Raw genomic sequence first — 6,069 nt, 5'->3', positions numbered from 1 at the left:
CACCAGCACCGGCGGGACATAACCCGCATCGATAGTGGGGTCATCAGCCTTGCCCGGAGCAGTCGAGTTGCCACCCTTCGCCGGCGACGTGAACGAATACTTGCCATCCGCACCCGGGTTCGAGTCCGAACCACGATCCGACCCAGCACCCGGCTTCGTCAGCGGGTACTCCTTGCCACCCACGGTGACCGTGGTCGGGAAGCCGATCGTGTAATCCGTCGACGGGGACAGGTCCGGGAACACGTAGTACCCGTTCTCATCCGTCGTCGTACGAGCAACCTCAACACCCTCAGCGTCATACAGAACCACGGTCGCACCAGCAACCGGCTTCTCACCAGCATCCTGGACACCATCACGATCCGCATCAATCCACAGGTAGTCACCCACCGACACCAGCACCGGCGTCGCGTAACCCGCATCGATGGTGGGGTCATCGGCCTGGCCGGGAGCGGTCGAGTTCTCACCCGACGTCGGGGCTGTGAACGCGTACTTTCCGTCCGTGCCCGGGTTGGAGTCCACACCACGGTCGCTGCCAGCACCCTGCTTCGTCAGCGGGTACTCCTTCCCGCCCACGGTGACCGTCGTCGGGAACTGGATCGAGTAGTCGGCACCAGCCGTCAGATCCGGGAACGCGTAGTACCCGTCCTGATCCGTCGTCGTGCGAGCGATCTCGACACCCTCGGCGTCGTAGAGGATCACCTCGGCACCAGCAACCGGCTTCTCGCCGGCATCCTGGATGCCGTCACGATCCGCGTCGAGCCACAGGTAGTCACCCACGGAGACGAGCACCGGCGTGGCGTACCCCGCGTCGATCGTGGGCAGGTCAACCTCACCGGGAAGGATCGAGTTGTCGCCATCCGCGGTGGTGGTGAAGGTCACGCGGCCCGTTGCGGGGTCAGCGTCCGAGTCCATCCCGTCATCGCTGCCCTGGTCGGCGCGCGTCAGCGGAACCTGCTTCCCATCCACCTCGACGGTGGCGGGGAACTCGATCGTGTACTCGCTGCTCGCCACCAGGTCACCGAAGGCATAGAAGCCGTTGGCGTCCGTCGTGGTGCGTGCGACCTCGACACCGTTGCGGTCGAAGAGGATGACCTCCACACCTGCGATCGGCGTCTCGCCCGCGTCCTGAATGCCATCGTGGTCCGCGTCGAACCAGACGTAGTCGCCCACCGAGACGAGCGTCGGAACGAAACCGAAGTCGATCGAGTGGTCGTTGATACCGGCAGCGGGAGTTGTCACCGCGGCGAACACAAGTCCGCCTTCGGTGGTGACGCCGTTGCTGTCGATGCCCCGGTTGAGGCCCTGGTTGGCCGCGGTCGGGGTGTATCCGGCCAGCGGTCCACCCGCCTCGAAGTCAATCGCGCGATCCAGGCGCACCTCGAAGGACGTGCGGGGGAGCACGCCATCCGCGGTGTCGAACCAGTACTCGCCATTCGAATCCGTCTCCGTCGTCGCCACGACGTTGCCGTCAGCGTCGTACAGGCTCACCTGGACACCGCTAATAGCCGCCTCGTCCGGGTCCTGGATGCCGTCCTGATCGACGTCGGACCAGATGCGGTTACCGATCTGCTGCGACTGCTCCAGCACCAGCGACTCGACGTCGGCGAGGCCCATCGACTTGCTGAAGTCCACAGTCACGATGTTGCCGCCGCGGTAGACGCCGGTCTCGGCATCCCATGCACGAAGTCCGTTCGTGCCCCAGATGTTGTTGGCGTCAACCATGTTTCCGACGATCGTGCCGCTTCCCGGGACGGACGTGATACCCGAGTACGCGGCCTGGTTGTGCCCACCACCGTTGTCGTCGAAGGGGTTCGTCATAGTGGCGAAGTCCAAAGTCGTTGCGTCCGCCGGAACGTTGACGATGTCACCGGTCGCTACGACTGCCGCGTACGAAGGCGTGTCTGCGCTCTTCTGACCAATGTAGAGCGCCAGACCGTACTGGTCGCCGCTGCGGTCGCGGAAGCTCAGGATCATCTGGCCATCGTCGGTGAACTCTATGTCACCGAGCATCGGCTGCGGGACGACGAACTGCACACCCGGGGCAGTGTTCGGGAGGAATCGTCCGTTGTCGATGCAGCTCTGGGGCACCTCGTCCGTCCACACACGCCAGTCCACGGGCTGGCAGTCGTTGTGCAGCTGTAGGCCGGTACCGGGACCGTTCTGGCCGGCGCGCGGCGTCGTCGCGCTCACGTCGCCGGAGAGTGTCTTGACCGGGGTCGCGCCCAGGGTGCCGTCCGTGGCCCGCTCGTACTCCAGCACGAAGGCACGCAGGTCGCTACCGCAGACGGCACCGACGAACAGACTGGTGCCACGCTCGGCAAGGCCCATCGGCTGCCAGTCGCTCACACAGTCAGCGGGGGCTGCCACCTTGAGGGTCTGGATCGGTGCAGGGTTCAACCCCTCTTGCACGGGGAAAACGACGAGAGACTGCGTGTTGAGGTTCACGGTCGTAACGAACTTGTTGTCCTCGGACACCTCGACGTCACCAAGCGACTCGCGTCCGACCGCAGTGCGGAAGGCGTAGTCCTGCTGAACGTAGGGGCTGCCGGCGGGCTCCATCACGTGCTCGGTGTCACCGGCGTCCGCGACCGTGGCATACGTCTCCCATGCGCCGGTGCCGCTGTTCACGCGGTACAAGCCGCCCGCACCCGCGGGGCCATAGAGAGATCCGCGCTTCGCGTAGGCACCGACGTAGAGCTGGGTCATGTCCCTGTCGATACCGATGCCATACACGGCGCCGAGCTCGCTGCGGTCGGTGACCGCGTTGACGGGGCCAGTGAGGTCGTAGTTCACGCTGTAGACGCCAGTGCCGGTGCCGCCGAGTCCCGCGTTGTCCGGCTGGACAGCCGAGAAGATTCGCGCGCCGTCGATCCCCAGTGTGGAGTAGTCGACATACCCCACCGAGACGTTCGCATCTGCGCCACTGCGCACATCGACAAAGGAGACCGCCGGCTCGAAGCTGGCCGCGTCGGAATGGTCGTCCGTGATCTGCGCCTCGGAATAGCGGAAACTGTTCGGGTTGGTGACCTCGACGCGGTAACGACCACCCGCGAGGGTGTTGTCCGCGCCGGCCAGCGTTGCCACGCCGGTGGCATCGGTGTTCACGGTGAGCGAAGCGCCGGCGACATCCGTGATGCGCACCTGAACGTTGGCCAGCGGGACATCCGCCGCGTCGCCTCTCTTGTTGACGTTCGTATCCTGGACGACCGTGACGGAGATGGTGCCGTCACCGGTCGCTGCGACAGCGGCTGGGCTCACCCCTCCCACGGTCAGCAGGGTGGCGGCCAGAGCTCCGACCGCACCTCCTGCGATGAGCCTCTTCACAGATCACTCCTGTTCGATTGCGCGTCGCCGCGCACGCAGAGTGCACCGCGCCTGTCGGGGATCCCGGGCGCGCGGGCAGCTGGTCTTGGGGGGCCAGCATTCTTAACCTATCGGCACAGCAGTCTCAAAGGAATCGGCCAGTCAGCACCCAGAATCGGACGGGTGTTGCGCAACGATTCTCCTGTGCCTCTCGTCGACGGCTCACGGTAGTGCCCGATCCCACAATTCCCGTGCTCCGCGGCTCCGGATGGGGTGTCGCAACGACGCGGCGCAGCGGTGAGCAAACGTTCGCGCCTGGGATGCCACTGCTGAAATGACCCCAGAGTTGGGGTCACGGCGGATGACCGCCGATGACGCCTCAGCATCATCCCCCGGCCGGGTCAAGTCCCGTGGTGGCACCGCATCGGCATCGTCCGCTCAGGAACTGCGCGGGCGGGGCGGGCAGGCTGGTCGGATGAGTCGACGGACGGGTACGACAGATGGGCGGCGTCCGCGACCGCGCAGGATCGGCACCTGGCTTTCCTTCTCTGGTCTCCTGATCGTGACGCTCGGCTGCCTCCTGCTCGTCTGGCCGCAGGTGTTCGGCGCCCAGCGTGCTCTCGGTTTCGCCCAGCTCGTCTCCTTTCGTGCTGCGCTGGGAACGGCGCTGGTCACTGTGGCAGCGGGGACCGCTCTCGTGACACTTGTACTGACAGTTCGGCGACAACGTATTTCGATCGGTGCCCCCGCTGCCGTCGAGCATGCAGGCATGGCGGGACGGGTTGGACTGGGTTGCCGAGCAGTGCGCGACACGCGGCGTTCGTGTGGTGATCGCGGGCGACCTCAACGCGACGCTGGATCACCTCCCGGAGATGCCGGGGTGCCGTGATGCGGCGCATACCATCGGGGCAGCGGCGTTGGGAGTGTGGCCATCGACCGCGCCAGCCTGGCTGGTGGCACCTATCGATCATGTCCTGGCGGGTGCGGCCTGGCGGGCGGTGTCACTTCAGGTGGTGGAGACGGAGGGAAAGGGAAGCGACCATCGTCCCGTGATAGCGGTGCTGGAACCGGTCTGATCACGGGGCGAGCGCAGCCTGATTCATCGCGTGAACCGGATCACCGCGTCTTCCAGCGCCGCGGCGCGCGCCTCGGGAGTGCCGCTGAGTTCGAGGACAGTCCCGGATCCGATCAGGTCGCGTTCGTCGATGAGATCGAGGAGGGCGAGGTTCATCGCGGACCGCAACGCGGTGTCCTCCTCGTCGGCCACGTGGATGCTGTCACGATCAGACAACGGCAGGACCACCAGGAGCACGATACGTTCCATGGCACGCGCCGTGATGTGTCGGGCACGTTCCCACAGCGCGGGGTCGATGGAGTCCTCGGAGAGCTGCTCCAGAGCGAGGAGATAGGCGAGGAAGTCCAGCGGCCCCCGCTCGAGGATGGAGAGACGATCTGCGGGCGCAGAGAGGATTCGATCCGCTGCGGCTCGCAGCTGTGTGGCGAACATCCCTGCGCTGGGGCGGTCGTCATCTTCGTCGACCAGATCGAAGATGTCGCCCCCGACAGTCGCCTCCGGGTGGCGGTGCGCGAAGTCGGAGATGAGGGTGCTCTTACCGCTGGCATGGGTGCCCGAGACGACGATCAGCATGAGCGGAGCATATGCCTCACCGCGATTCGGCACCGCCGCGCTCGGCCTCGAGTTCGTTCCGCAGTACCTGGTTCTCGTCTTCGAGGTCGAGAACACGGCCGATGCCCGCGAGGTTCATCCCCTCGTCACGCAGTCGTCCGACGCGCTTCAGGCGCGTGATGTCTTCATCGCTGTAGCGACGAGTCCCGCCGTCGCTCCGCGCCGGAGTGAGGATGCCGTGGCGTTCGTATAGCCTCAGGCTCGCCTCGTTCATGTCGACGAGCTGAGCGGCGACGGCGATGCCGTACACCGGGGTCGTGCCATCACGACCGACCATTGTTCCTCCAGGTTGAAATTCTCCGCGATCTGATCTATAAAAAATCTACATCAGCCGATGCAGATAACCTGCATCAACATGACAGCCCAGTCGGGCCGCAGGAAAGGAGAACAACAATGGCACTCACCTTCGACACACTCAGTCAGCTGGATCGACTCGCGGCCAGCGTGCTCGAGTCTCCCCGCGGGCCGCGGCGCATGCCCGTGGACCTGTACCGTGACGGCGACCGCTACATCCTCCATGCGGATCTTCCCGGGATGGACCCCGGGTCGATCGACGTGGATGTCGACGGCGGGCAGCTCTCGATCCGAGCGCAGCGCACGATGGGATCGCCCGAGGGCGTTCGCTGGTTCTCGCGAGAGCGGGATGCGGGCTCTTTCCTCCGCCAGTTCGCGCTGGGAGACGGCGTCGATCTGGACGGGATCAGCGCGTCGTACGACAACGGCGTGCTGTCGGTGATCATCCCGGTCAGTGAGCGCGCGCGTGCTCGTCGCATCACCGTGCACGGTTCACGCCAGCGAGCGGAGATCGGCACCGCCGCCGTTGCAGAGGAGGGCTGATCATGGTCCCGTTCACCATGGATCGGTTCCTGCGGGACATGGAGTACCCCGCGACGAAGGATGACCTCCTTCGCGAGGCGGCACGCGAGGCGCTCAGTGAGCGCGATCGGGAGCTGATCGAGAGCCTGCCGGATCGCACCTACCCGGCCGGCTGGCACGTGCGCCGCGCTCTGGCACCGCGCACCATCGGCGTTCCGCGCGAGCCTGTGCTCGTGTGACGCCGTGACGAAGGACGGAGCCCC

Annotated in this window: 6 protein-coding genes; 3 read left to right on the top strand and 3 right to left on the bottom strand. The window is 65.7% G+C overall.

Annotated elements, in window-relative coordinates; translation table 11 throughout:
* A partial coding sequence (locus ACI3KU_RS09860) for an SdrD B-like domain-containing protein (RefSeq protein WP_404922137.1) occupies positions 1-3,324 on the bottom strand: 3,324 nt, incomplete at its 3' end.
* A gap of 719 nt (positions 3,325-4,043) precedes the next feature.
* Here ACI3KU_RS09860 and ACI3KU_RS09855 point away from each other — a divergent pair.
* Positions 4,044-4,379, top strand: coding sequence for an endonuclease/exonuclease/phosphatase family protein (locus ACI3KU_RS09855; protein ID WP_404922136.1), 336 nt, complete (start codon positions 4,044-4,046; stop codon positions 4,377-4,379).
* A gap of 23 nt (positions 4,380-4,402) precedes the next feature.
* On the opposite strand, the gene ACI3KU_RS09850 is transcribed toward ACI3KU_RS09855, so the two are convergent.
* On the bottom strand, positions 4,403-4,951 hold the full coding sequence (locus ACI3KU_RS09850; protein ID WP_404922135.1) for an AAA family ATPase: 549 nt from the start codon (positions 4,949-4,951) through the stop codon (positions 4,403-4,405).
* Between the two features lie 16 nt (positions 4,952-4,967).
* On the bottom strand, positions 4,968-5,267 hold the full coding sequence (locus tag ACI3KU_RS09845; RefSeq protein ID WP_404922134.1) for a MerR family transcriptional regulator: 300 nt from the start codon (positions 5,265-5,267) through the stop codon (positions 4,968-4,970).
* 116 nt (positions 5,268-5,383) lie between these two features.
* Between ACI3KU_RS09845 and ACI3KU_RS09840 the strand changes: the two genes are divergently transcribed.
* Together ACI3KU_RS09840 and ACI3KU_RS09835 are read left to right on the top strand one after the other, a co-directional pair.
* A complete protein-coding gene (locus ACI3KU_RS09840; RefSeq protein WP_404922133.1) occupies positions 5,384-5,827 on the top strand; it encodes an Hsp20/alpha crystallin family protein in 444 nt (147 codons plus the stop codon).
* Between the two features lie 2 nt (positions 5,828-5,829).
* Positions 5,830-6,045 carry a DUF2795 domain-containing protein gene (locus ACI3KU_RS09835; RefSeq protein WP_404922132.1) on the top strand — a complete coding sequence of 72 codons (216 nt, stop codon included), beginning with the start codon at positions 5,830-5,832 and terminating at the stop codon, positions 6,043-6,045.
* Positions 6,046-6,069: the final 24 nt, after the last annotated feature.

It is taken from the genome of Microbacterium sp. ZW T5_56 (assembly GCF_044987425.1).
GTDB lineage: Bacteria > Actinomycetota > Actinomycetes > Actinomycetales > Microbacteriaceae > Microbacterium.
The sequence above is the reverse complement of the archived record's forward strand: the minus strand, read 5'-3'. Positions and strand labels throughout refer to the sequence as shown.

What these genes read in the sequence shown, in the direction of transcription:
- ACI3KU_RS09845 (WP_404922134.1), bottom strand. Translation starts at nt 5,267, where the DNA reads ATGGTCGGTCGTGATGGCACGACCCCGGTGTACGGCATCGCCGTCGCC.
- ACI3KU_RS09850 (WP_404922135.1), bottom strand. Translation starts at nt 4,951, where the DNA reads ATGCTGATCGTCGTCTCGGGCACCCATGCCAGCGGTAAGAGCACCCTC.
- ACI3KU_RS09835 (WP_404922132.1), top strand. Translation starts at nt 5,830, where the DNA reads ATGGTCCCGTTCACCATGGATCGGTTCCTGCGGGACATGGAGTACCCC.
- ACI3KU_RS09840 (WP_404922133.1), top strand. Translation starts at nt 5,384, where the DNA reads ATGGCACTCACCTTCGACACACTCAGTCAGCTGGATCGACTCGCGGCC.